23 protein-coding genes and 1 tRNA gene are annotated in these 21,189 nt (G+C 57.0%); 10 read left to right on the top strand and 14 right to left on the bottom strand.

Translation table 11 applies throughout. From position 1 onward, the window contains the following. The first annotated feature begins 7 nt into the window (after nucleotides 1-7). Nucleotides 8-787, top strand: coding sequence for a biotin--[acetyl-CoA-carboxylase] ligase (locus ADN00_RS17080; protein ID WP_075064228.1), 780 nt, complete (start codon nucleotides 8-10; stop codon nucleotides 785-787). 27 nt (nucleotides 788-814) lie between these two features. Next, nucleotides 815-1,048 (top strand): hypothetical protein, encoded by a 234-nt coding sequence (locus ADN00_RS17075; protein WP_075064227.1) that lies wholly within the window; start codon nucleotides 815-817, stop codon nucleotides 1,046-1,048. An 81-nt stretch (nucleotides 1,049-1,129) separates the two neighbouring features. Here the strand turns inward: ADN00_RS17075 and gyrA are convergent, their stop codons facing one another. Continuing rightward, on the bottom strand, nucleotides 1,130-3,655 hold the full coding sequence (gyrA, locus tag ADN00_RS17070; RefSeq protein WP_075064226.1) for a DNA gyrase subunit A: 2,526 nt from the start codon (nucleotides 3,653-3,655) through the stop codon (nucleotides 1,130-1,132). Nucleotides 3,656-3,805: 150 nt separating this feature from the next. Here gyrA and ADN00_RS17065 point away from each other — a divergent pair. After that, nucleotides 3,806-3,879, top strand: a tRNA-Val gene (locus ADN00_RS17065). Between the two features lie 92 nt (nucleotides 3,880-3,971). On the opposite strand, the gene ADN00_RS17060 is transcribed toward ADN00_RS17065, so the two are convergent. From ADN00_RS17060 to ADN00_RS17020, 9 genes are all read right to left on the bottom strand, one after another. Continuing rightward, a complete protein-coding gene (locus ADN00_RS17060) occupies nucleotides 3,972-4,514 on the bottom strand; it encodes a PadR family transcriptional regulator (RefSeq protein ID WP_075064225.1) in 543 nt (180 codons plus the stop codon). Nucleotides 4,515-4,671: 157 nt separating this feature from the next. Continuing rightward, nucleotides 4,672-5,508, bottom strand: coding sequence for an ABC transporter permease (locus tag ADN00_RS17055; protein ID WP_075064224.1), 837 nt, complete (start codon nucleotides 5,506-5,508; stop codon nucleotides 4,672-4,674). Continuing rightward, nucleotides 5,508-6,428: an ABC transporter ATP-binding protein gene (locus ADN00_RS17050; protein WP_075064223.1), complete on the bottom strand. Its 921-nt coding sequence runs from the start codon at nucleotides 6,426-6,428 to the stop codon at nucleotides 5,508-5,510. Before ADN00_RS17050 ends, ADN00_RS17055 begins: the two co-directional genes overlap by 1 nt. A 56-nt stretch (nucleotides 6,429-6,484) precedes the next feature. Beyond that, nucleotides 6,485-7,642, bottom strand: a complete 1,158-nt coding sequence (locus tag ADN00_RS17045) for an anti-sigma factor family protein (RefSeq protein ID WP_075064222.1) — start codon at nucleotides 7,640-7,642, stop codon at nucleotides 6,485-6,487. A gap of 1 nt (nucleotide 7,643) precedes the next feature. Continuing rightward, nucleotides 7,644-8,189 carry a sigma-70 family RNA polymerase sigma factor gene (locus tag ADN00_RS17040; RefSeq protein WP_152966406.1) on the bottom strand — a complete coding sequence of 182 codons (546 nt, stop codon included), beginning with the start codon at nucleotides 8,187-8,189 and terminating at the stop codon, nucleotides 7,644-7,646. A gap of 180 nt (nucleotides 8,190-8,369) precedes the next feature. Beyond that, nucleotides 8,370-8,909: a 2-oxoacid:acceptor oxidoreductase family protein gene (locus tag ADN00_RS17035; protein ID WP_075064221.1), complete on the bottom strand. Its 540-nt coding sequence runs from the start codon at nucleotides 8,907-8,909 to the stop codon at nucleotides 8,370-8,372. Nucleotides 8,910-8,924: 15 nt separating this feature from the next. Beyond that, nucleotides 8,925-9,701: a thiamine pyrophosphate-dependent enzyme gene (locus ADN00_RS17030; protein WP_075064220.1), complete on the bottom strand. Its 777-nt coding sequence runs from the start codon at nucleotides 9,699-9,701 to the stop codon at nucleotides 8,925-8,927. 27 nt (nucleotides 9,702-9,728) lie between these two features. Next, nucleotides 9,729-10,835 carry a 3-methyl-2-oxobutanoate dehydrogenase subunit VorB gene (vorB, locus tag ADN00_RS17025; protein ID WP_075064219.1) on the bottom strand — a complete coding sequence of 369 codons (1,107 nt, stop codon included), beginning with the start codon at nucleotides 10,833-10,835 and terminating at the stop codon, nucleotides 9,729-9,731. Between the two features lie 9 nt (nucleotides 10,836-10,844). Continuing rightward, a complete protein-coding gene (locus ADN00_RS17020) occupies nucleotides 10,845-11,087 on the bottom strand; it encodes a 4Fe-4S binding protein (RefSeq protein ID WP_075064218.1) in 243 nt (80 codons plus the stop codon). Nucleotides 11,088-11,344: 257 nt separating this feature from the next. Between ADN00_RS17020 and ADN00_RS17015 the strand changes: the two genes are divergently transcribed. From ADN00_RS17015 to ADN00_RS16985, 7 genes are all read left to right on the top strand, one after another. Continuing rightward, the gene (locus ADN00_RS17015) at nucleotides 11,345-11,746 is read left to right on the top strand and encodes a YkvA family protein (RefSeq protein WP_075064217.1); all 402 of its coding nucleotides are present in this window, start codon (nucleotides 11,345-11,347) and stop codon (nucleotides 11,744-11,746) included. Between the two features lie 144 nt (nucleotides 11,747-11,890). Beyond that, nucleotides 11,891-12,115 (top strand): hypothetical protein, encoded by a 225-nt coding sequence (locus tag ADN00_RS17010; protein WP_075064216.1) that lies wholly within the window; start codon nucleotides 11,891-11,893, stop codon nucleotides 12,113-12,115. 319 nt (nucleotides 12,116-12,434) lie between these two features. Continuing rightward, complete coding sequence (locus ADN00_RS17005; protein ID WP_152966405.1) at nucleotides 12,435-13,220, top strand: hypothetical protein; 786 nt, start codon at nucleotides 12,435-12,437, stop codon at nucleotides 13,218-13,220. Between the two features lie 248 nt (nucleotides 13,221-13,468). After that, nucleotides 13,469-14,287 carry a hypothetical protein gene (locus tag ADN00_RS17000; RefSeq protein WP_075064214.1) on the top strand — a complete coding sequence of 273 codons (819 nt, stop codon included), beginning with the start codon at nucleotides 13,469-13,471 and terminating at the stop codon, nucleotides 14,285-14,287. Between the two features lie 165 nt (nucleotides 14,288-14,452). After that, nucleotides 14,453-15,631 carry a DNA double-strand break repair nuclease NurA gene (locus tag ADN00_RS16995; RefSeq protein WP_075064213.1) on the top strand — a complete coding sequence of 393 codons (1,179 nt, stop codon included), beginning with the start codon at nucleotides 14,453-14,455 and terminating at the stop codon, nucleotides 15,629-15,631. After that, on the top strand, nucleotides 15,628-16,272 hold the full coding sequence (locus ADN00_RS16990) for a hypothetical protein (protein ID WP_075064212.1): 645 nt from the start codon (nucleotides 15,628-15,630) through the stop codon (nucleotides 16,270-16,272). The genes ADN00_RS16995 and ADN00_RS16990 overlap by 4 nt, the downstream gene beginning before the upstream one ends. Before the next feature lie 3 nt (nucleotides 16,273-16,275). Further along, nucleotides 16,276-17,991, top strand: a complete 1,716-nt coding sequence (locus tag ADN00_RS16985; protein WP_075064211.1) for a helicase HerA domain-containing protein — start codon at nucleotides 16,276-16,278, stop codon at nucleotides 17,989-17,991. Nucleotides 17,992-18,042: 51 nt separating this feature from the next. Here ADN00_RS16985 and ADN00_RS16980 read toward each other — a convergent pair whose 3' ends face one another. From ADN00_RS16980 to ADN00_RS16965, 4 genes are all read right to left on the bottom strand, one after another. Continuing rightward, entirely contained in the window at nucleotides 18,043-18,504 is a 462-nt protein-coding gene (locus tag ADN00_RS16980) for a divergent PAP2 family protein (RefSeq protein ID WP_075064210.1), read from the bottom strand. Between the two features lie 15 nt (nucleotides 18,505-18,519). After that, on the bottom strand, nucleotides 18,520-18,741 hold the full coding sequence (xseB, locus tag ADN00_RS16975; RefSeq protein ID WP_075064209.1) for an exodeoxyribonuclease VII small subunit: 222 nt from the start codon (nucleotides 18,739-18,741) through the stop codon (nucleotides 18,520-18,522). A gap of 1 nt (nucleotide 18,742) precedes the next feature. Further along, nucleotides 18,743-19,984, bottom strand: coding sequence for an exodeoxyribonuclease VII large subunit (xseA, locus tag ADN00_RS16970; RefSeq protein WP_075064208.1), 1,242 nt, complete (start codon nucleotides 19,982-19,984; stop codon nucleotides 18,743-18,745). Between the two features lie 337 nt (nucleotides 19,985-20,321). Further along, nucleotides 20,322-21,032, bottom strand: coding sequence for a cysteine hydrolase family protein (locus tag ADN00_RS16965; protein WP_075064207.1), 711 nt, complete (start codon nucleotides 21,030-21,032; stop codon nucleotides 20,322-20,324). Nucleotides 21,033-21,189 lie beyond the last annotated feature (157 nt).

Below are 21,189 nucleotides of genomic sequence, written 5' to 3'. Positions count from 1 at the left end.
AGCGGTTATGAATGAAGTTGACCTTACGAAGGCGCTGAAGAGACTGGAGATTCCGAGCTTTCAATTCTTTGAGAAGATCGGGTCGAGCAATGACGCGGCGCTGACGTGGGCGGCCAGCGGTGCGCCAGACGGCGCGCTGGTGATTGCCGATGAGCAGACCCAGGGGCGCGGGCGAATGAACCGCCAGTGGGTAACTGTGCCGGGCGCGGCGCTGGCTTTCAGTCTGATCTTCCGCCCCAGCCCGCAGGAGCAGGAGGGTATTTCGCTGTTCTCCGCATTGGCGGGCGTGGCGGTTCAGCAGGCGTTAGAGAAGACCTTTGGCCTGCCAGCCGAGATCAAATGGCCAAACGACGTGCTGGTGAACGGGAAGAAATTGTGCGGCGTTTTGGTGGAATCAGTGTGGATGGAGGCGCGGGTTGAAGCCGTGGTGGTGGGGATTGGTGTGAATGTTGCACCTTCCTCAGTGCCAGCACCAGAGATGCTGCTGTTCCCCGCGACCTGCGTGGAAACGGAGGCCGACCGCCCGGCAGACCGTTTGCTTTTGCTGCGTGAAATATTGAGAGAGATCACCGCCTGGCGCAAGCACCTGTTGAGCAGCGTGTTTTACCAGCTTTATTCCAGCCGTCTGGCGTTTCAGGGCCAATGGGTGAAGGTCAGCCAGCCCGGTGACCAGATCACATATGGGCGGCTGAAAGGGGTTAGAACGAATGGATGTTTGCTGCTAGAATCAGAAGCGGGAGATGAGATCGCGTTGACGATAGGAGATGTGCATTTACGATTGGGGTAACCCGCAGCCGGATAAGGAGGTAGAGAAATGTTAGATGATCTACGCAACACCGCCACTTCGAATGCGGAAGAAGAGATTTCTTCTTATGAGGAAGACCGCAAGCGAGCCCAAAAAAGAAAGAGATCGGTGCCAGAGACACGCATTTTCGGTATGACCGCGGCTCAACGTTTTGTGTTGATTTTGCTGGTGCTGTTAATGACCTGTGTTTTGGGGATTTTCTTTTTGGTGTTCACCGGAAGCGTTTACCTCCCATTTTTCTAGCAGTCATTAAAACCAGGCTGGGGCATTTCTCTATGAAATAGCCCCAGCCTGTGTTTGTTTTTTTTATTGGTTCTCCGGCGGTTATTCTTCGCCGTTTTCCTCAATCATTTCTTCAGTCTCTTCCACCGCATCCTCACCGTTGGCTGTTTCCATGCTGCTGGCGGGGGCCGATGTCTTCTCCAGCCTGGCCAACGCGGCTACACTATCCCCTTTGAGAATATCCATTAAGCGTACACCGCGGGTGCTGCGTCCCTGCTCGCTGATATCTTTCACTTTCAGGCGCAGCACAATGCCGCCAGCCGAGATGAGAGTGATTTCATCTTTGGTCTGCACCACTCTGGCAGCGGCAATATGACCAATTTTGGGCAGGGCGGTATGGTCAATGGTGTAGACGCCGCCCGTGCCGCGGCCTTTGGAGGGATATTCGGAAAGGGGCGTGCGCTTGCCGTAGCCGTTTTCGGTAACGATCAGCAGAGAGCCTTCCGGCTCCACCACTTCCATGGCGGTAACGCGGTCTTTTCCGCGCAGGGTGATGGCGCGCACGCCGCCGGCCTGGCGGCCCATGGCGCGCACTTCTTTTTCTTCAAAGCGCAAAGCGCGTCCCTGGGCGGTGATAATCATAATTTCATCTTTGCCGCTGGTGGGGCGCACCCAGCCAAGGGTGTCGTCATTATCGAGGTTCATGGCGATGAGGCCCGAATTGCGCACGCTGGAAAATTCAGACAGTTCCACGCGCTTGATCTTGCCCAGGGTGGTAACCATGGTGCAATAATTGGCGAGGTTAAAATCTGGTACAGGCACGGCGGCGGTAACATTTTCGCCATTTTCCAGGGAAATCACATTTACCAGTGGAATTCCCTTGTCGGTGCGGTTGGCGTCAGGGATCTGGTAGACCCGCTCGGAGTAGACCTTGCCCTTATCGGTGAAGAAGAGCAGTGTGTCGAGGGTGCGGGCGTTGATCATCATGATCACTTCGTCTTCATCGCGCATGGTCTGACCAGACGCGCCGCGCCGTCCGCGCGAGCGGGTGCGGTGCACGCTGGGAGAAACGCGTTTGATGTAGCCGCGTTCAGTGAGGGTGATGAGCATGGGCTCGTCGGGAACCAGGTCTTCATCATTCAATTCTTCGGCCTCGTCGGGCGAGATGCGCGTGCGGCGGGGATCGCCGTATTTGTCGCTCATCGCCTGGAGATCTTCTTTAATGACGGTCAGAATTTTCTTGGGGTTAGCCAGCAGGTCTTCGAGGTAGGCAATGCGTTCTTTGATCTGGCGCTGTTCTTCCTCAATTTTCATTCTTTCCAGGGCGGCCAGGCGGCGCAGCTGCATGTCGAGGATGGCCTGCGCCTGGGCTTCGCTGAGTTTGAAGCGGGTAACCAGGTTGGTTTTGGCCTCATCGGCGTCGGCCGACTCGCGGATGGTTTTAATCACATCGTCAAGGTTGGCGAGGGCAATTAGCAAGCCGTCGAGGATATGGGCGCGCTGGCGGGCTTTGTCCAGTTCAAATTGCGAGCGGCGGGTGATGATTTCCTGGCGGTGCTCGATGAAAATTTGCAACGACCGCTTTAATGGCAGCAAGCGCGGCTGGCCGTCGACCAATGCCAGGTTGTTGACCCCAAACGTGGACTGCAAAGCCGTGTATTTGTAAAGCTGGTTGAGAACGCGTTTGGGCTGCGCGCCGCGTTTAAGTTCGATGACAATGCTCATGCCGCGCCGGTCCGATTCATCGCGTAGATCGCTGATCGCATCCAGCTTGCCAGATCGGGCAAGTTCGGCGATGCGCTCAATGAGGGTGGTTTTATTGAGCTGGTAGGGTATCTCGGTGATGACGATGCGGTAGCGCCCGCTGCGCATATCTTCAATATGCGCCAGCCCGCGCATGATGATGCGCCCTCGGCCGGTGCTGTAGGCCTGTTTGATGGCTTCGGTGCCGATGATGACACCGCCGGTGGGAAAATCGGGGCCGGGAACAAATTTCATCAGGTCTTCGGGGGTGATGTCATCAATCGTGTCGATATGATCGATGAGATAGACGATGGCCTCGTTGATCTCGCGCAGGTTGTGGGGGGGGATGTTGGTGGCCATGCCCACCGCGATGCCAGACGCGCCGTTGAGGAGCATGTTGGGCAGCCGGGCGGGCAGCACCATCGGCTCTTGCAGGGTGCCGTCGAAGTTGTCAATGAAATCGACGGTGTTCTTGTCGATGTCGACCAGCATTTCTTCGGCGCGGGCATCCATGCGAGCTTCGGTGTAGCGCATGGCGGCTGGTGAGTCGCCGTCGATGGAGCCAAAGTTACCCTGGCCGTCGACCAGCGGATAGCGCATGGAGAAATCTTGCGCCAGGCGAGCCATCGCATCGTAAACGGCCATATCGCCATGGGGGTGGTATTTACCCAACACTTCACCAACGATACGGGCTGATTTTTTGTAGGCCGTGTTAGAGCGAATGCCCATGTCGTGCATGGCGTAGAGAATTCGGCGGTGAACGGGTTTGAGACCGTCGCGGGCGTCGGGCAATGCACGGGAAACGATAACGCTCATGGCGTAATCCATGTACGCTGTGCGCATTTCGTTATCGATGTCTACAGACTGAACGGTTCCAATATCCATTCTTGGTTATCCTCACTTACTTTTGATCAGGCCTAATTATACCGCACTTGGGCGGGGCTATCACGCAGGCCGAGTTGCGGAAAATGGGAAAGAAACCTTCCTTAAAATCCTTGCGGAAATTGGAGGGCTTTGCTATAATGACCTCACTTCGGGCGCGTAGCTCAGTTGGTTAGAGCGCATGTATCACACACATGAGGTCGGGGGTTCGAGCCCCTCCGCGCCCACTCGGGGAGCCCAATTGCTCCCTCTACGCGGAGATTAATCCCCGCATTGAGAACTGCCGCTTTCGCGGCGGTTTTTTTTTGCCCCGTCGGGGTTACGATTGAATTTCGGCCAGGCTTACACGCAGATGTTTGACCCAATCCCATTCGGTTTGATAGAAACGCAATTGATTCTGGTGAATGGCTGACCACAGCAGGGCTTCGCGCGGGCTGCGCGCCTGCTCTGGCGAGAGCTGTGGGGAACTCTGGTTGTGAATCAACCACTGGGTGTGGATTTCTTCTTCGTAACTTGCCAGCAGGTTTTCCAGTTCGGGCGGGGTGAGCTGGTCTGCCCAGGCAAGCTGGATGAGGAAGGAGTTGCGCAGAACGGGCAGCTCTGGGTTAACCGTGATCCACTGTCGCAGTTCCTGGCGTCCCTTTTCGCTGATGGTGTAAATCTTTTTGGCAGGCAGATTTTCCTGCTGGATGATTTCCCGGCTCACCAGGCCTTCGTCATACAATTCCAGCAGGGTGCGGTAGACCTGGTTGTTGTTGCCTGACCAATAGAAGGCGGTGGAGTCCGAAAATATTTTTTTCAAATCATAACCCGATAACGGCTGCCAGCTTAATAGGCCCAAAATGGCATGTTTCACACTCATTATGTTTCTCCCCGCGCCTTCTTTCTGGCGCGTCGACTGTTTCGATAGGTTAATCATAACATAGTATCCGCGCCGTGAGGAATCAAAAAGAGCGGGAAGATTCCCGCTCGATCTACTGTCCGAATAGGTTTTCGTGAAAGGGCCGGGTTGAACCCGCTTACAGGTCGCGCCGGTTGAAAATGCGCCAGCCCAGGGCAAAGAAAGCCGCCAGAAAGAACAGCGCGTACAGGGTCATGGCCGGGCTGGGGGTGGAGTTGGAAATGAACGGCCCGCCGACCATGCGGATCAGGCTGGTGGACATGAGGTAAGTGGCGCGCCGCCAGATGGCTTCGCCGGGAAAGATGAGACTGGTGATGATGCCCAGGTCGACGCCAGATTGAAGCTGCATGTAGGAGCTGATTTGCTCAATCCAACTGCCCACAAAGCTGATGCCGTACAAGCCAAAGGTCAGCGCGCCGGAAGCCAGCGAAGAGAGGGCGCTGCTGGCGGCAATTGCCACGGTTTCAACCAGCAGCATGTTTAATTCCATCAGCAGCAGGCCTTTTAGTAAATTGGGGGGTAAATATTGGGTCTGCAGCCAGACGCTCAGGCTCATGCCGCCCACCATCAGCAGCAGGTAGGCGCTGCCTAAAATGGCCATGCCCAGCCATTTGCCTACGTAAATGTCGCGGCGGGGAATGGGTTTGGCGGCCATCGTCTGGATGGAGCCGGAAGCGATTTCTCCAGAGAGGGCGTTGGAGGCGGAAAGTGCGACCAGCATCATGGTCAGAAAATTGACTGCGTAAAAACCGGACATCGTCAGGAAGTTGTAGAACTCTGTTTTGCCAATCAAACTACTGAAACCGCCATCGGTGCGATTGATTTGCGATTGGATCAAGCCAAAACCGGCGGCGTGAATAGCCAGTAGAGAAAAACCGAGCAGCAGGCCCACCTGGATTAACTTCCGGCGATTGGCTTCCAGCAGCGTCATTTTTGTGATGGTCCAGGCAGCCATTACAAACCTCCGTCTGTTCCCACAATTTGGAGGAACAGGTCTTCCAGGGATATTTTTTCGGGGGTGATGGAATAGACCCGCACGCCGTTTTCTAACAGATAGCGGTTGATCTCCGGCAGGGTTTCCAGGTCTGCCACGGAAAGGGTAAGGTGCGAATCTTGGGCAGCGAGAACCTGGCAGCGCCGACTCAGACCGGCCAGCACTTCGGCATTGCAGCCCTGCGCCTGGATTTGAACGCGGGCAGCGCCCTGGTTAAGCTCGCTCATGGTTTCAATGCGCAGCACTTCGCCGTGTTTGATGAAGGCGACCCGGTCGCAGATGATTTCGACTTCACTGAGCAGGTGGGAGTTGAGGAACACGGTTTTCCCTTGCTCTCTTAGATCGGCCATGATGTCTCGCACCATGCGCCGCCCGACCGGGTCGAGGCCGGAGGTGGGTTCGTCCAGAAAGACGAGCTGCGGATCGTGGACAAGGGCCTGGGCCAGGCCGATGCGCTGCAGCATGCCTTTGGAATAGGTGCGGAGTTGGGCGTGCTGGAACTCGGACAGGCCAACGCGATCCAGCCAGCAGGCCATATTTTTCTCCAGAGTGGCCCGCTTGATTTTACATAATTGCCCGCTGAACTGCAGAAATTCCTGCCCGGTAAGCCAGGTGGGAAAGCGAAAATGCTCGGGTAAAAAGCCGACTCTGGCGCGGTTCTCATCGCTTCCGAGCGGCTGGTTGAAAAGCTTGGCGCTGCCGGAGGTGGGGGCGGTGAGTCCCAGCAACATTTTGATGGAGGTGGTTTTGCCCGCCCCGTTAGGGCCGAGAAAACCAAAAATTTCACCCTGGCGCACGCCGAGTGAGAGGCCTTTGACGGCCACGGTACTGCCGTATTCTTTGCACAACGCGAAGGTTTCAATGGTGTAAGAATGGGTCATGGGGTTTGATTCCTGTAGAGAGGCCGGGGAACCCAGCCCCTCTACATTTTGTTGGACTATTGCGCCAGACTGTTGGCCAGCTCAATCGCTTTGGTTTCGGTATTGGCTCCCGCAATGGTGTAGACGATGCCGTTCTTTACCCAAACCAGGGTGTATCCGCGCGGTTCATCCGGGTCGCCGTAAGAGGGGTGCTCGAACATGGAGCCGGTAACGCCATCCACCTCAACTTCGCGGTGCTGCATTTTGCCTTTGGGCAGCGGAATAGTGAGGGTGGTGGTCCAATCGCTGGATTGGCTGAACGCGGCGGCCTCTTCGGGGCTGACGCCCAACGTCAGTAAACCGGTTTTGATCAGTTCCTGCAGATTGAGATCGGGGGGCGTGGAAACGACCGGGCTGGGGGCTTGCGAGAAGATCATGCATTCTTTTTGCCAATCGGTCTGTTCTGCGTCTTCCTCCGGGCAAGTGCCGTATTTCATACGCAGCACGCCCACACTGCTCACTTCAATTTCCGCTCCGTCGATATTCTCGGGGAGCATCACTTCATTGGCGCTGATCTGGTCCATTACCTGCTGGGCGCGTTCGCGATCGATGATGATTTCTGCCGCAAAGCCGGTGTTCGCGCGCATTTGGTCCGGCGGGAAAGTCGCGCCGGGCATGCGCACATCAAAATCGAGAATTTCTTCGGCCTGCGCTTCGCCGCTCACTTCGACGTATTCATCCGGGTTACCATAAGTGACGGTGGTGGATTCAGCGAAGAGCTGGGAGAGGGCGTTGAACAGGTTTTGATTGCGGGAAAGCTCCTCCACATTGAGGGTGTCGAGGGTCATGGTTTCGACCTTTTCCACGCGGAAGAGAGCCAGAAAGTCTCTTGCCAGGGCTTGAACTGGGGGGAAGGTGAACGCAATCACCAGGGCTAACACGGCAACCAGCGCCGCCCAAACCGGGCGTTTGATGTTAAAGATGGACATGGGAAATTTCTCCTTTTTTCTGGAGGCGAATAGGGAGAGGGCCGCTGTGGGTGAAAGAGGTTTTTGCGTGGCAGCGGATTCCATGGTGGAGAAAGCGGCCCGCACCGTCTGCATGCGCTGTTGGATGACCGCCATGTGGCGGGAACATTCGGCGCACGATTGGATATGGGCGTGAATTTCTTCCGCCTGAGATAGATCAAGCTCACCGTCGAGCAGCGCGCGTAAGGTATCATCATTTACGTGCATTTCACTCTCCCTGGCCATAGACCTGGCAGAATTGTTTCTCTGCCCGGTTGAGTAATTTGCCCACAGAAGCCGGAGACAGGTTGAGAGCATGGGCAATTTCCTGGTAACTGGCTCCACTGTAACGCAGCGCCAGCAGGCGGGCCTGTTGGGCCGGCAGTTTGGCCAATGCCTGCCGAACCCTCAGCCGGTTCGCAGCCGCGATGGCTGCCTGGTCAGGATTTTCGGATTGGGTGTTTTCCCAATATTGAATGCCTGCCTGCTGTTCGTATTGATTTCGCCGGCGCGCGGAGCGGAGGGCGTTGTACCCCAGGTTGGCGGCGACGCGCAGCAGCCAGCCCACCGGGTTGTCAATCTTTTCGGGTGGCTGCGACCAGAGCCGACAGAAGGTCTCCAGCGACAGGTCTTCGGCGTCGTCCGGGCAGCCGGTGAGATGCAGGGCGAGCCGGTAAACACGCTCCCATTGAGCGCAGAACACGGCTTCAAATTCAGTGTCTGACCAGCTGCGTTTTGATGTGGTTGTTTTTTGCATCGCGGATTGGGTAATCACTGCCTCTCTCGCTTGTGGGTTTGCTTAATTAACACCGCCAGAGAGGAAAAAGGGGACAATCATTTATTATTGTAGGTCAAAACTGGCCGTAATCAAATGGATGGGCTGATCGGGTTTATGGGGGAGTGAATAGAAAAAAAGGCCGCCTGGTTGGGGCGGCCCTCGCGATTAGTTGGTACTTCATGCGGCCAGGTAGGTGGCGCCTTCTTCCAGGGCTTGAATGTTCAACGGCACCAGACGCTGATGGCGTTCGGGGGTGTGCACTCTGAGGGAAGCTTCAACAGTTTTCAAATCCAACACGTTCAGGTTGGCCAGCAAGCTGCCCAGTAAAACCATGTTGGTCAGGCGCCGGTCACCAATGCGCTCGGCAATTTCATTGGCGGGGATGTGGGCGCTGCGGATATCTGTGCGAAGGGCCTGGCGGTTGACCATGGAAGCGTTCACCACCAGCAGCCCGCCCGGTTTGACCTGCGGCTCGTATTTATCCAATGAGGGCAGGTTCATGGCGATCACCGCGGTGGGCATGCCCACCACCGGCGCGCCAATTTCTTCATCAGAGATGATGACGGTGCAGCTGGCGGTTCCGCCGCGCATTTCTGGCCCGTAAGAAGGAAACCAGGTTACTTCCAACTGGTTATCCATGGCGGAGTAGGCCATGAGCTGCCCGGCAAACAGGGCGCCCTGCCCGCCAAACCCCGATATGATGATCTCGGTTTGCATGTTGGTTTCCCTCTCTTAGAATTTCATCTCGTTGACCATGGGGTTGACCTTGTAGTCTCCCAGTGGATAGAACGGCACCATGTTGGTTTCAATCCAGCGTAAGGCATCCACGGGCTTCATGCCCCAGTTGGTGGGACAGCTGGAGAGCAGCTCCACCATGGCGAAGCCCAACCCGTTGCGCTGCACTTCAAAAGCGGTGCGAATGGCTTTTTTGGCTTGACGGATGTTTTTGGGATCGTGCAGGCTGCGCCGGACAACGTAGCTGGCGCCTTCCAGTTTCGAGAGCATTTCTGAGACGCGGATTGGATACCCTGCCATTTCCACGTCGCGGCCGCTTGGGGAGGACGAGGTTACCTGGCCGGGCAGGGTGGTGGGGGCCATTTGGCCGCCGGTCATGCCGTAATTGGCGTTGTTGATGAAGATGACAGTGATGTTTTCGCCGCGGGCGGCGGCGGCCACAATCTCTGCTGTGCCAATCGAAGCCAGGTCGCCGTCTCCCTGATAGGTCCATACCATGCGGTCGGGAAGCACGCGTTTGATGCCGGTGGCCATCGCCGGGGCGCGGCCGTGAGCGGCTTCGACGAAGTCGAAATCGAAATAGTTGTAGGCAAACACAGCGCAGCCAACCGGTGCGACGCCGATGGTGGTCTCACGCACGCCCATTTCATCAATTACTTCGGCAACCAGGCGGTGCGCCACTCCATGGGTGCAGCCAGGGCAGTAATGGGTGAGGCCATCAACCAGCGATTTGGGACGCTCGTAAACGGCGGTTTCTTTTTCTAGTAAGCTCATTTTGTCTCCCTTTTTTGCCTGTTCGACTCAAAGCTGCATGCGGGCTAACCAACGCTCGCGCGGATCGCCATCCAGGCTGAATTGACTGGAGGTAAGCCGTTCGATGTCGGCCAGTACTTCATCGGGCAAAGGCACTATGCCGCCGGGCCGTCCGTAAAATTCGACCGGCACGCGGCCCTTGGTGATGCGCAGCACATCATCCAGCATCTGGCCGTTGTTCATTTCCACTACCAGAATGCCTTTCATGCGCTGGCTGAGTTCTTCCAGTTCTTTTTCGGGGTAGGGCGCCAGGGTGATCGGACGCATGAGGCCCACTTTAATGCCTTTGGCGCGGGCGGCGCGCACCGCCGAAAGAGCAACGCGCCCAGAGGTGCCAAAGCCGACCAAGAGGTATTCAGCGTCTTCTGTGAAGTATGTTTTGTAGCGGACTTCGTTGGCTTTGATCTCCATCCAGCGTTTCAACAGGCGAATATCCACTTCTTCCTGGTCTGGCGGGTTGATGTACAAAGAGTTTAAGATATGTTTTCCGCGCCCGGGGACGCCGTGCACGGCCCAGTCTGGAACGGTTTGGCGCACGGGGCGCATGGGGGGCAGCTCGGCGGGTTCCATCATCTGTCCCAAAACGCCGTCAATGAGAATGAAGACCACCGAGCGGTATTTTTCCGCCAGGTCGAAGGCCAGCGCGGTCTGGTCGATGAGTTCCTGTACGTTGGCCGGGGCGAGCACAATGGGGTAGTAATCGCCGTGCCCGCCGCCGTGGACGATCTGATTGTAATCTCCCTGGGCGGGGGCGATATTGCCCAAGCCTGGCCCGCCGCGGGCCACGTCAACGATGACTGCGGGAACCTCGGTGCCGGCGATGTAAGAAATGCCTTCCATCATCAGGCTGATGCCAGGGCTGGAAGAGGAAGTCATCACCCGCGCGCCGGTACAGGCAGCACCGTAGACCATATTAATCGCGCCTAACTCGCTTTCGGCCTGCACAAAAGCGCGGCCTAATTCGGGCATGCGCTGCGACATCCACTCCAACGCTTCGGTTTGCGGGGTGATGGGGTAACCAAAATAGGCCTGCAGCCCGGCGCGGATGGCGGCTTCTGCAAACGCTACATTCCCTTTGAGTAATTCTTTGGCCATACCGTTCTCCTAACTGGCGGTTTTATCGGCATGCTGTAGTTCGCGGTAGACTTCAATGGCGGCTTCTGGACACACAGTCGCGCAAATACCGCAGCCGGTACACCCTGCCGCGATTAATTCGGCCGGGTGGTAGCCTTTCGCGTTTAGGCGGTCTGCGGAGAGACCGATCACACCTTGCGGGCAGTTTTCAACACACAGCCCACAGGCCTTGCAAAAATCTTCCCGAACCACAATTCGTCCCTTAGCGGGCATTTATTCCTCCTGGTTTAGGGTTAACAGCCAAGTGTCCAAAGTAAACGATCTGGACACTTCCATTATCTATGAGCGGCATTGCGCGTTATAGTGTCAACTGTCATTAACCCGATCTACAAATATCCGTTATGGGGTCAAATTGACAGAAGATGGGCAATTTCGGTGGGAAAATGAGACTTCCCGGTGGGGATTTCGTATAACGGTTACAGGCAAAAACAGAGGACAGGTTCAGGTATAATAAAAAAAGGAGGTGGCCCATGAGTTTGAACCCTCGAGGAATTATTCCTGGTGACCAGGGATGGCTGAAAGAATTTGTTTTGCGGGTGAAGCTTTTTATGCGCCTGATGGCCGATAAGCGTGTGAATCCGTTTTTGAAATTGATCCCCGCTCTCAGCCTGGTGTACCTGGTGGTGCCATTTGACTTCGCGCCAATTATTCCCCTGGATGACGCCGCCATTTTAGGCCTGGGGATGTATTTGTTTATTGAGTTTTGCCCTCCCGAAGTGGTGGAAGAGCATATGAGTCAACTGCGCCGCCTGCCGCCCAGCGCAGTGCAGCCGCCAGCCGAGAGCAATGTGATCGAGGCTACTTTTAACGAAGCGCCGGCCGCCCAGCTGCAGCCTGAAAAGCAAGCCCCCCAGGCGACTGACGAAGAATGACTGACGCTGCTGCCCGACCCGTAGAGTGGGCGCAGGTGTGATTTGTAAGCCAGATTCAGAACAAAAATCACTAAAATTATCAGATTCATTTCGCTATGCTGGATAGTAGGGTTGAGTCTTTATTTGTGAGAAAGAGGGATCTATATGGCTTATGAGGCTTGGGTAAAAATCAAATCGCGGTACTGTGATCGGGCGGGCTGCAAGGTGAGCCTGGAAGCTCACATGGTCTTCCCTGCCAGTTGGATGCCGGAAACGCCCCCCCGGCGGGTTGGGCTGCGCTGCAATCACGGTATGATCTGCAATGAAAAGGAGCAGACTGCCTGCCGTTGGTCTGGCACCAACCCGGCTTATGATCCGTTCCTGGAATAACATTCTTTAGACCAATTCGATGAAAGCGCACCCCTTGTCGCTTCGATGAGGGATGAATAATCACGGGCAGAGAGTGTGGAGCGCAGCTCGCGCGCAGCATTCTCTGTTTTTTTGCTGCCGGGTGGGGGAGCACATGCCAGACCTTACATTTTTGTAAAGGCGGTTGCTTTGACAGCGTAGGGGAGCCTGTTTAACCTGTAAGTAGACAGGCGAACAAACCTGCGGTTTGGCTGCCGGGAGGCCATTGGATTTTTTCTCTACCCAGCCGCGACCATCCATTATTTTTTCACGAACGATTGAAATACGAAAGGTGTTAACCATGAAAAGGGCAAATCTTTTCCCTGTTTTGATGTTGATTCTTGCCAGTTTAGCGTGCGGCGCGCTGCCGAAACAGGCTGAGGGGCCGGTGGAAGCGCAGGAAGAGCCTACTATTTTGCTGCCTACCTCAGAAATCTCCGGTGTTGGCCCCAGTGAACCAACACCCGTGGTGGTGATTGAAGATAAATCCACGGTGAAAGAAGCGTACGATCCCTTTGACGCGGCTACGGATGATTGGTCGCTGCCATTTTTTGTGACCACAAAGGCGCTGCCCGGGCGGGAGAAGTCTGCCGTGGAATTAAAAAATGGGAACATGACCTTTTCCTTAATGGATGAGGAAACTTATCTGTACGAGTTCTACGAGAGTATGACGCCGGAAGATGTGCTGGTGGAAACCAAATACCAGGCGGGGGGAAATCACACTGTGAATGGTGTGGCGCTGATTTGCCGCGCGGCGTCCGATTTGAGCGCGTGGTACGAGTTCCGCCTGGGGAGCGATACGAAGTATTCCATCTTCCGCTATGATGTGTCGCGGCGGGATGAAGGCAAGAACCCTTATATTCTGCTGGCCAAAGGCGGGTCGCAGGCGATCTCGCCCTCGAAAGAAAACATTGTGCGCATTCTGTGCAAGGGCAGCGACCTGGTGCTGGAGGTCAACGGCCAGCAGGTCTCAAGCGTGCAAGACGGCACGCTGACGGGGGAAGGCCTGGTGGGCGTAGGGGCCATGTCGTATAATCTCACGCCGACTTATATGATGTTTGATTATTTTTCATACACGCAGCCGTAGCCGTTTTGCTTGAGGACGCAAGCGGGGTAAGTGGTCTCTTCAGAGCTCACCCCGTGCTCCCTCCCGGCGCCCGCGGACGCGCCAGGAGGGAGTTTTTATTGCATCATAAGTAGAAAAAGCGGGGCAGATTTGCTGCCGGTATGCCAGAAATTGTTTGATTGACAATTGCTGCCAGTGTGAATATAGTAAAATCTAATCGAGGATTAATCTCAATCCATTGTTATGCCGATTTCTTGATGAGGTGAAGAATGAAGAAGATGCTCTATTTTGTCGCGATTCTGGCGCTGATGGCTATGGCCTGCAACTTGGGCGGGACTCCCAAACCGAGCGCGACCCAGATTGCGCCTACTATGGTGGTGGTGCAAGAGCAGCCGACCATTGCCCCCACCTTTACATTGGTTCCTACGCTTGTTGAACCGACGATTGCTCCCATGGAGCAGCCTACTGAGGTGCCAGCTGTGGCACCAACGGAAATTCCTCCAGCGGAGCCAGAGGCGCAGTGGGTCTCATGGGTGGTTGCCGGGGATGCATCGAAAAACTTCACAACCTTCTATGACAACAAAATTGTGCTAGATCTGCCGAAGGCCGAGACTTACTCCTATGTGCGCCTGGAAGGGATTGAGTATGACGATGTATATGCGGAAGTCACCGCCGAAACGATGACTGGCTCCGCAATGAACGGCATCGCGGTGATATGCCGGGCCAGCGAAGCGGGCTGGTATGAACTGCGGGTTACGACGGTGGGCCAAAATGCCGGTTCGTGGATGATGTATTTCTACAACTACCGGCTGAAGGAACAGGGGAAAAACCCGTACGAGCGCCTGATCAAAACAATTGATCGCATCAATTCGATTGACATTGTCAATGGCTATCGAGTAAATACTATTGGCCTTTCCTGCGAAGGAAATGAAATTCGCCCGTACATCAATGGGGTTGAGCAAATTTATAACAAGACCATTGTTACGGACGATAATCTAACCAGCGGCATGGTCGGCTTTGGCGGCATGTCTTACAACGTGGGGCCGGTGAAGATGGAATTCACCGATTTCGCGGCGGGTATGCCTTAAGCCTGTGCGAAGCTGACAAGTGATCTGGCGAAGCCAATCCCTTCGCCAGATTTTTGTTTTCTGCGTTTATGGTATACTTTAATAAACAAATGTTCTATAATAAAGCAGAGAAAGGGGGAGGATTGAAAACCAATACCAGGATCAAGAGGGTGGAAGGAAGGGGCTATGCCGCTTGACTTTCAACAATTAAGCCAGCAAATTCACCAGATGGGCGAACAGGCCGTGGAGCGTGAAGAGCGTATTCGCCAGCACCGCGAACAGGCCTTGCATATCCTGCAAGAAGTCCAACACCAGGCCGAACAGCTGCGCGAGCAGGTGCGCCAGGCGGCGGCAATGAATCCCTTTTTGCGCTGCGCGATCCCAGGGGATGAAAACCTGCTCATGCGACACACTGTAGCGCCGCGCTCTGCCCCGGCCACCGTTTTGGCGGCGGACGGATCGCAAATTATTCCCGATCGGCACGCGCCGGTTCTGTTCGGGGTGGTGAATATCGGCTCGCTAGTGATGCATGTGGGCAGCGGTGAGACACCTCAACAGGCGGTGGAGACGCGCCTGCTGGGCTACGATGTGGTCTACACCCCGGAGGGGGTGATTGGCGAGGATGTGGTGCAGTTGATGCGCGACTCACGCGAGCGAACCTACCTGGCCGACCTGGCGGAACGCGAGCCCGCGCCGGTGTTTACCCTGACCGATGGGCCGCTGGAGCCGTTTGTGCGGGATATCAACTCGCGGCCTGACCTGAAGCGCTTGTTTAATGATTACTTGCAGGCTTTGCGGCGTATGTGCGCGAGCGGCATCTGCGCGGCCGGGTATGTAGACAAACCGGGCAGCGATTTGCTGGTGCGCCTGCTGGAATTGAGCCTGCTCGGCGCGGGCGAACTGAAAGAGGCGGGAAAACTGCGGCCGCTGCAGGGGGTGAGCGACGCGGCCCTGCTGCGCGATCTGCTGCAGCCGGGAGAGCGCTCGGCCATTTTTGGCATTCAATCCCCTTCGGCAGGTTTGTTCCCCGGCAGGCTGGGGCTGCGCTTTTTCTACCTGAATGTCGGGCAGACCGGCCGCCCCTGGCTGGCGCGGGTGGAAATTCCGGCGTGGGTGGAAGAGAACGCAGAGATGATTGACCAGCTGCAGGCGGTGCTGGTGGAGCAGGCGCAGATCATGGGCAGCCAGCCTTATCCCTATATTCTGCACCGCGCGCATGAGATCGCGGTGGTCACCTACGAAGAGCGCCGCCAGGTGGAAGAGCTGCTGGCTGGAGAGTTGATCCGCCGCGGCCTGCCGGCTGGTGAAGTGTCGCGCAAGCAGTTTGCCAAAGATATCACAGGAAAGCGGACGAGGTACTCATGATGAACGAAAAAATTCAAATCGGTTTGCTGCTGCGCTCCGGCACCACGGGCTGCGTGGTGGGCTGCCGGGTGAACCAGCTGGAAGCGCCGGTCTTCGGCGGCATGGTGCGCGTTCCCCTGCCGGGTGCGGAGGGGGATGCCGTCTATGGACTGATTTATGACATTCATATTGATGATGACGGCCTGGTGCGGCAGCTGGTAACCGCGCGCGAGATCTCGGAAGAGGTGCGCAAGGACAACCGCGAAAACCGCAATATGCCGGTGGAGATGAGCGTGCTGTTCATTGGGTATGTGCAGGGAGGGGAGATTTTTCATCTGCTGCCGCCGCGCCCGCCGCTCAGCCTGGACAGCATCTACCTGTGCCAGCCGGCTGAGATGTGCGCTTTTACCCGCGCCGGCCGCTTTGGCTATTTTCGCCATGTGCTGCGGGCTGCCGACCTGCCCACCGGTGAGCTGCTGGCGGCGCACCTGCGCCAGGTCTCGGCGGCGCACGCGGCCTGTGGAGACCCTGCCTGGGCGGGCGCAGCCGCGCGGGAATTGATTACGTTGCTGCGCGATGATTACCCGGCGCTGATGGCCGTGCTGGGGGCGGTTTCTGACGCGCGTTTAGATTTTTCTCAGCCGCAAGAGCAGGGGAGGTAAACCATGCAAAATGAGGCCATGTACGGCTGGATTGGCTATGTGGTGGGGGGCGGATTAAAAGAAGGCCTGCGCGTGCGCCTGACGGTGCCAGCCGAAAGCGTGCAGGAAGGCGGCTTTGTGGTGGCCGAGAGCGGCGATCACCAGTTTTATGGCTTGGTTACCGATATTCAACTGGGGGCCACCGACCCGCGCTTTGCCGATGAGCAGAGCGAGGCGCGCCTGCCGGGCGGGCTGGCGCAGCTGCTGCACGGGCAGACGCTGTATACCAATTTGCAGGTGATGCCCGCGCTGATGATTGAATCACCGGCGCCCGGTTCGCCGGGGTATGAAGAGTGGGTGAAGCAGCTTGACGGCGCTGATCCCAAAATTCTGCCGGTCAAAACCATCCCGGCGCACCACGCGCCGCTGCGCCTGGCGCGCGCCGAGGACGTGGCCTCGGTGTTTGGCAAGCCGGAAGAGAAGCGCAACTTTGTGGTGGGTTACACCCGCGAGCAGCAGCACCCGGTGTGCATTAACCTGGAGAAGCTGGTGCAGCGCTCTTCGGGCATCTTTGGCGCGACCGGCACGGGCAAGTCGTTTTTGACGCGCATCATTCTCTCGGGGTTGATTAATTACAGTAAGGCCTCGGTGCTGATGTTTGATATGCACAACGAGTACGCTTACGACGACACCGCTTCGGATACCAATTTGCGCGTTCCGGGCTTGCAGAGCAAATTCCCGTCGCGCGTGCGGGTGGTGGGGCTGGGCAGCACGGCTTCGATCCGCGGGCGCCGCCCGGACTTTACCCTGCAAATCGCTGAGCGCGACATTCAGCCGGAGGATATTGAGCTGCTGACGCGCGAATTAAACCTGAAGGAAACCACCTCCACCACGCTGGACGCGCTGCATAAGTCCTTTGGTGCAGACTGGTTCCACGAGTTTAAGCAGATGCGCGCCGGCGCAGTGATTGTGGATGAAGAGACGGGCAAGAAAATCCCCGCGCCAGATAGTGTGGCGGCGTGGGCCAATCAGGAAGGCGTGAATGTGATGGCTGCCGAAGGGCTGCACAATAAACTGCGGCGGGTCTTCAACCTGCCTTACATTGTGGAAGAGCCGCCCGGCAACGCGCTGAACGATGTGATTCAATCCCTGAAAGACGGCAAGCACATTGTGATGTCGTTTGGTGAGCACGATCACGACCTGGCTTACCTGCTGGTGACCAACCTGCTCACACGGCGCATTCGCGCGGCGTGGGAAACGATGGTGAATGATTTTCGCAGCGGGAAGAAGGAAGAACCGCGCCCGCTGGTGGTGGCGGTGGAAGAGGCGCACAAGCTGCTCAACCGTGAGATGGCCGCCCAAACGACCTTCAGCACCATCGCGCGCGAGATGCGCAAATACTATGTAACGTTGCTGATCATTGATCAGCGGCCTTCGCAGATTTACGATGAGGTGCTTTCGCAGCTTGGCACGCGCATTTCGGGCTGGCTGGGTGACGATGCGGATATTAGCGCGGTGCTTTCGGGGCTGGCCGCCAAAGACCAGCTGCGCGGGATGCTGGCACACCTTCAGCCGGCGGAAGAGGTGCTGCTGCTGGGGTGGGGCGTTCCCATGCCGATACCGGTGCGCACGCGGCGCTATGACGAGCAGTTCTGGAAGGATTTGCTGGGAGAAAAAGCGGGTGTTCTGGGCGGCCAGCGCACCGAAGAAGATGCAATGCGCGATCTGGGATTTGGATAAGTTAACGGGGTTTGAAATGAAAGAAGGCGGGGCGCGCGCCCCGCTTTTGCTTTAATTCACTGGCGGCCAGATGAGCCACACGGAAACCGAAATGGCGATTCCCAGCAGCACCCCGGCGATTACCTGGCGGGGGGTATGGCCGAGCACTTCTTTCAAGCGTTCTTCAGAGATGGGGTGTCCCATGAACAATTCGCTGATCATGGTGTTGATGCGCTGGGCTTGAATGCCCGCCTGACGGCGCACGCCGGTGGCGTCGTAGATCACCACCATCGCCAGGGCAACTGCCACAGCAAAGGCGGGGGTGTCAAATCCGCTGTATAAACCGGTGGAAGCGACCGCGGCGGTTACCAGGGCGGAATGCGAGCTGGGCATGCCGCCGCTGCTGAACCACAAACCCCAGTTCAGGTTGTGATTGAGCAGATATTCCATCGGCACCTTAAGAAACTGCGCCAGAAACCAGGCGATCAGCACCGCGTGCAGCATGTGATTGTTGGCGAGCTGTTGCAAAATCATCCGCGCCCCCTGCCTTTATTCCTGGTCCAACTCAGCGTTGGACAGCTTGCGAATTTTTAACTCAGCCTGGTCCAGCAGGCTGGCACAGTGCTGCATCAGCGCCTGGCCGCGCTCAAACAAGGCTGTGGCCTCATCGAGGGTGGGCTGTTCGTTTTCCAGGGTGGCGATGATCTGCTCAAGCTCCGCGAAAGCCTGTTCATAACTCAATTTTTCAACATCACTGGTTTTCTTGGCCATCTTAATCCTTCTGTGGGGTGGAGAGGGGGGATTCCACAGCGCGGGCGGAAAAACGCCCGTCGCTGAGCTGTACCTGAAAATCCTGGCCGGCAGGCGCCTGGGCAACGCTTTTTAGCAACGAGCCATCGGGCAGGTTGAGAATGGCGTATCCGCGCTGGAGCACATTGGCCGGGTTGAGCGCGCTTAACCGCTCGCTGGTGGCGGTCAACCGGGAATGTTCCCACTTGATGCGCTGGCCCGCCGCGCGCAAAGCGCGGGCGGAAAGCTGGTCCAGTGCCTGGTGGCTGTCCTGAATGCGGCGCACGGGCGAGGCACGCAAAAGGCGCTGCTGCAAATTGGACAGGCGCTCACGGGCGGTGCTCACTCGGGTTGTGTACGCGCCAAGAAGGTCCATGCGCGCGTCGAGCAGGTTGAGCAGCAGGTCTTTGCGGTCGGGAGTGGCGGCCACCGCCGCGCCGGTGGGTGTGGGGGCGCGAAAATCGGCGGCAAAGTCGACCAGGGTGAAGTCGGTTTCGTGGCCCACCCCGCTGATCACGGGCACGCGCGAACTTGCCACCGCGCGCACCACAAGCTCATCATTGAAAGCCCACAGGTCTTCCAGCGAACCGCCACCGCGCGCCAGAAGAATCACATCCAGGTCGGGCAGGCCGTTCAAGCAGCGCAAGGCGCGCACCAGTTCGGCAGGGGCTTCTGCGCCCTGCACTGCGGAGGGGGCGAGGATGACTTCGGCGATGGGGTAGCGCGTGCGCAGGGTGTTGAGCATGTCTTGCAGGGCGGCCCCGGTGGGCGAACTGATGATGCCAATTTTCTGGGGGAAAGCCGGCAGGGGGCGCTTGCGCGCTTCATCGAACAGCCCTTCGGCTTCCAGCATGGCTTTCAGGCGCAAAAATTCCTGGTAAAGCAGCCCTTCGCCCACCGGCTGCAGGGTGAAAACGTACAACTGGTACTGGCCGTCGCGCTCGTACACGCTGATGGCGCCGTGGGCTTCGACGGCCATGCCGTCTTGCAGGGCGAAGCGGATGCGCACCGCCTGGCTGCGCCAGATGACGCAGCGCAATTGGGCGGCATGGTCTTTAAGGGTAAAGTAAATGTGGCCCGATTTGGGCATGGAGAGGTTGGAGACTTCACCGAGAACGCGCACGTCCCGCAGCACTTCATCGCTTTCCATCATCTGGCGGATGTAGCGGGTAATTTCTTCCACCGTCAGGGTGAGCGGGGTTTTGAAAAATGGTAAAGGCTCCATTTTTGGCGCGGTCTACTTTCTTTGGCGTAAATCTGCGTTTAACTATAAACGAGACCAGCTAATCGCGCCAGTCTTCTGGCTGGTTTGATGGCTGGAATCGATTCAGAATTCATTGGGCGGGTTGGTTAACCGCCTTCACAAAGCCGGTGCGGCGCCGCCGCACCCTACAAAGATCTGTTCAACGCGCAGATTTCCTGTGGTGGGTCTTTGCCCCGTCCCTGCACCGCGGGGAAGGGGCAGCGGCGAAGCCGCGGGGATGGGGTTCATTGGGCGGATGGCCATTCGCCCCTACCGAAGAATGGCATTATGGCTCTGCAACTTCTTTGGAACTGATGCCTTATTCCAGGCTGCCCACAACCTCGATGCCGTTCAGGTGCATGTGATGCAAAAAAACATGGTGAAGCAGCTCGCCGGGGTGAGGCACGCCGCCCAGCGCGGCAGCCGCGGCCACGCCCATGTCGTAAGTTTGCACGCAGTCGGCGGGCACGATCACGCGGCGTTGGAGCTGGCTGGCGTTGGCGGAAAGGCGCAGGTGCATGGCCAGCTGATAGGTGCACAGATCGGTGCAGTCACCGACGACGATAAAGGTGTCCACTTCGGGGTGCTGGCTGATCCACTGCTCCAGTCCGGTGTTCAGGCCGGATTGGATGGAGTTTTTTTCCAGCAGGAGCATTTGGTCAAAAAATGGCAGGGATTGAATCGCGTCCACTGTTTCGGCTTCTTCGGTTCCCCGGACGCAATGCGGCGGAAACGCACCAAACTCAACCGCATCGGGTTCGTGCGTGTCTTGCGAAAGAAGGATGTGGCGCAGTCCCAGATCCCAAAGGCGGCGCATCAGTCGGGCGATCGGCTCGACGATGGTGTTGACGCGCGGGCTGGCCAGCGGGCCGATGCTGCAAAAGCCCTTGATCACATCCACGGAAATCAAGGCGCTTGAAGCGGGGTGAATTTTGGCGTCTTGCATGCGCGCCGCCGGCAGCGCCTCTACCCAGTTCTGCACAAATTCCAGGTACTCGCGGGAGTCATCAATGAGGTGCGAGGTTTTCATTTTTTATGTTCCTTAATTTCAATAGTATCCGATAAATAGTGTATTAAATACACTTAATGAATTTTACCGCAAAATCGCGCTTTGTCAAGTTTGGTTTGGGAGTAGAATCGTTTTCATCGTTCCACGATTTGCGGGGTTGCTTAATACGTTGATGAAA

This window comes from Ornatilinea apprima (assembly GCF_001306115.1).
In the GTDB taxonomy this organism is placed as follows: domain Bacteria; phylum Chloroflexota; class Anaerolineae; order Anaerolineales; family Anaerolineaceae; genus Ornatilinea; species Ornatilinea apprima.
This window is presented reverse-complemented; position numbering and strand designations above follow the sequence as displayed.

What these genes read in the sequence shown, in the direction of transcription:
- ADN00_RS17080 (WP_075064228.1), top strand. Translation starts at nt 8, where the DNA reads ATGAATGAAGTTGACCTTACGAAGGCGCTGAAGAGACTGGAGATTCCG.
- ADN00_RS17075 (WP_075064227.1), top strand. Translation starts at nt 815, where the DNA reads ATGTTAGATGATCTACGCAACACCGCCACTTCGAATGCGGAAGAAGAG.
- gyrA (WP_075064226.1), bottom strand. Translation starts at nt 3,655, where the DNA reads ATGGATATTGGAACCGTTCAGTCTGTAGACATCGATAACGAAATGCGC.
- ADN00_RS17060 (WP_075064225.1), bottom strand. Translation starts at nt 4,514, where the DNA reads ATGAGTGTGAAACATGCCATTTTGGGCCTATTAAGCTGGCAGCCGTTA.
- ADN00_RS17055 (WP_075064224.1), bottom strand. Translation starts at nt 5,508, where the DNA reads ATGGCTGCCTGGACCATCACAAAAATGACGCTGCTGGAAGCCAATCGC.
- ADN00_RS17050 (WP_075064223.1), bottom strand. Translation starts at nt 6,428, where the DNA reads ATGACCCATTCTTACACCATTGAAACCTTCGCGTTGTGCAAAGAATAC.
- ADN00_RS17045 (WP_075064222.1), bottom strand. Translation starts at nt 7,642, where the DNA reads ATGCACGTAAATGATGATACCTTACGCGCGCTGCTCGACGGTGAGCTT.
- ADN00_RS17035 (WP_075064221.1), bottom strand. Translation starts at nt 8,909, where the DNA reads ATGCAAACCGAGATCATCATATCGGGGTTTGGCGGGCAGGGCGCCCTG.
- ADN00_RS17030 (WP_075064220.1), bottom strand. Translation starts at nt 9,701, where the DNA reads ATGAGCTTACTAGAAAAAGAAACCGCCGTTTACGAGCGTCCCAAATCG.
- vorB (WP_075064219.1), bottom strand. Translation starts at nt 10,835, where the DNA reads ATGGCCAAAGAATTACTCAAAGGGAATGTAGCGTTTGCAGAAGCCGCC.
- ADN00_RS17020 (WP_075064218.1), bottom strand. Translation starts at nt 11,087, where the DNA reads ATGCCCGCTAAGGGACGAATTGTGGTTCGGGAAGATTTTTGCAAGGCC.
- ADN00_RS17015 (WP_075064217.1), top strand. Translation starts at nt 11,345, where the DNA reads ATGAGTTTGAACCCTCGAGGAATTATTCCTGGTGACCAGGGATGGCTG.
- ADN00_RS17010 (WP_075064216.1), top strand. Translation starts at nt 11,891, where the DNA reads ATGGCTTATGAGGCTTGGGTAAAAATCAAATCGCGGTACTGTGATCGG.
- ADN00_RS17005 (WP_152966405.1), top strand. Translation starts at nt 12,435, where the DNA reads ATGAAAAGGGCAAATCTTTTCCCTGTTTTGATGTTGATTCTTGCCAGT.
- ADN00_RS17000 (WP_075064214.1), top strand. Translation starts at nt 13,469, where the DNA reads ATGAAGAAGATGCTCTATTTTGTCGCGATTCTGGCGCTGATGGCTATG.
- ADN00_RS16995 (WP_075064213.1), top strand. Translation starts at nt 14,453, where the DNA reads ATGCCGCTTGACTTTCAACAATTAAGCCAGCAAATTCACCAGATGGGC.
- ADN00_RS16990 (WP_075064212.1), top strand. Translation starts at nt 15,628, where the DNA reads ATGATGAACGAAAAAATTCAAATCGGTTTGCTGCTGCGCTCCGGCACC.
- ADN00_RS16985 (WP_075064211.1), top strand. Translation starts at nt 16,276, where the DNA reads ATGCAAAATGAGGCCATGTACGGCTGGATTGGCTATGTGGTGGGGGGC.
- ADN00_RS16980 (WP_075064210.1), bottom strand. Translation starts at nt 18,504, where the DNA reads ATGATTTTGCAACAGCTCGCCAACAATCACATGCTGCACGCGGTGCTG.
- xseB (WP_075064209.1), bottom strand. Translation starts at nt 18,741, where the DNA reads ATGGCCAAGAAAACCAGTGATGTTGAAAAATTGAGTTATGAACAGGCT.
- xseA (WP_075064208.1), bottom strand. Translation starts at nt 19,984, where the DNA reads ATGGAGCCTTTACCATTTTTCAAAACCCCGCTCACCCTGACGGTGGAA.
- ADN00_RS16965 (WP_075064207.1), bottom strand. Translation starts at nt 21,032, where the DNA reads ATGAAAACCTCGCACCTCATTGATGACTCCCGCGAGTACCTGGAATTT.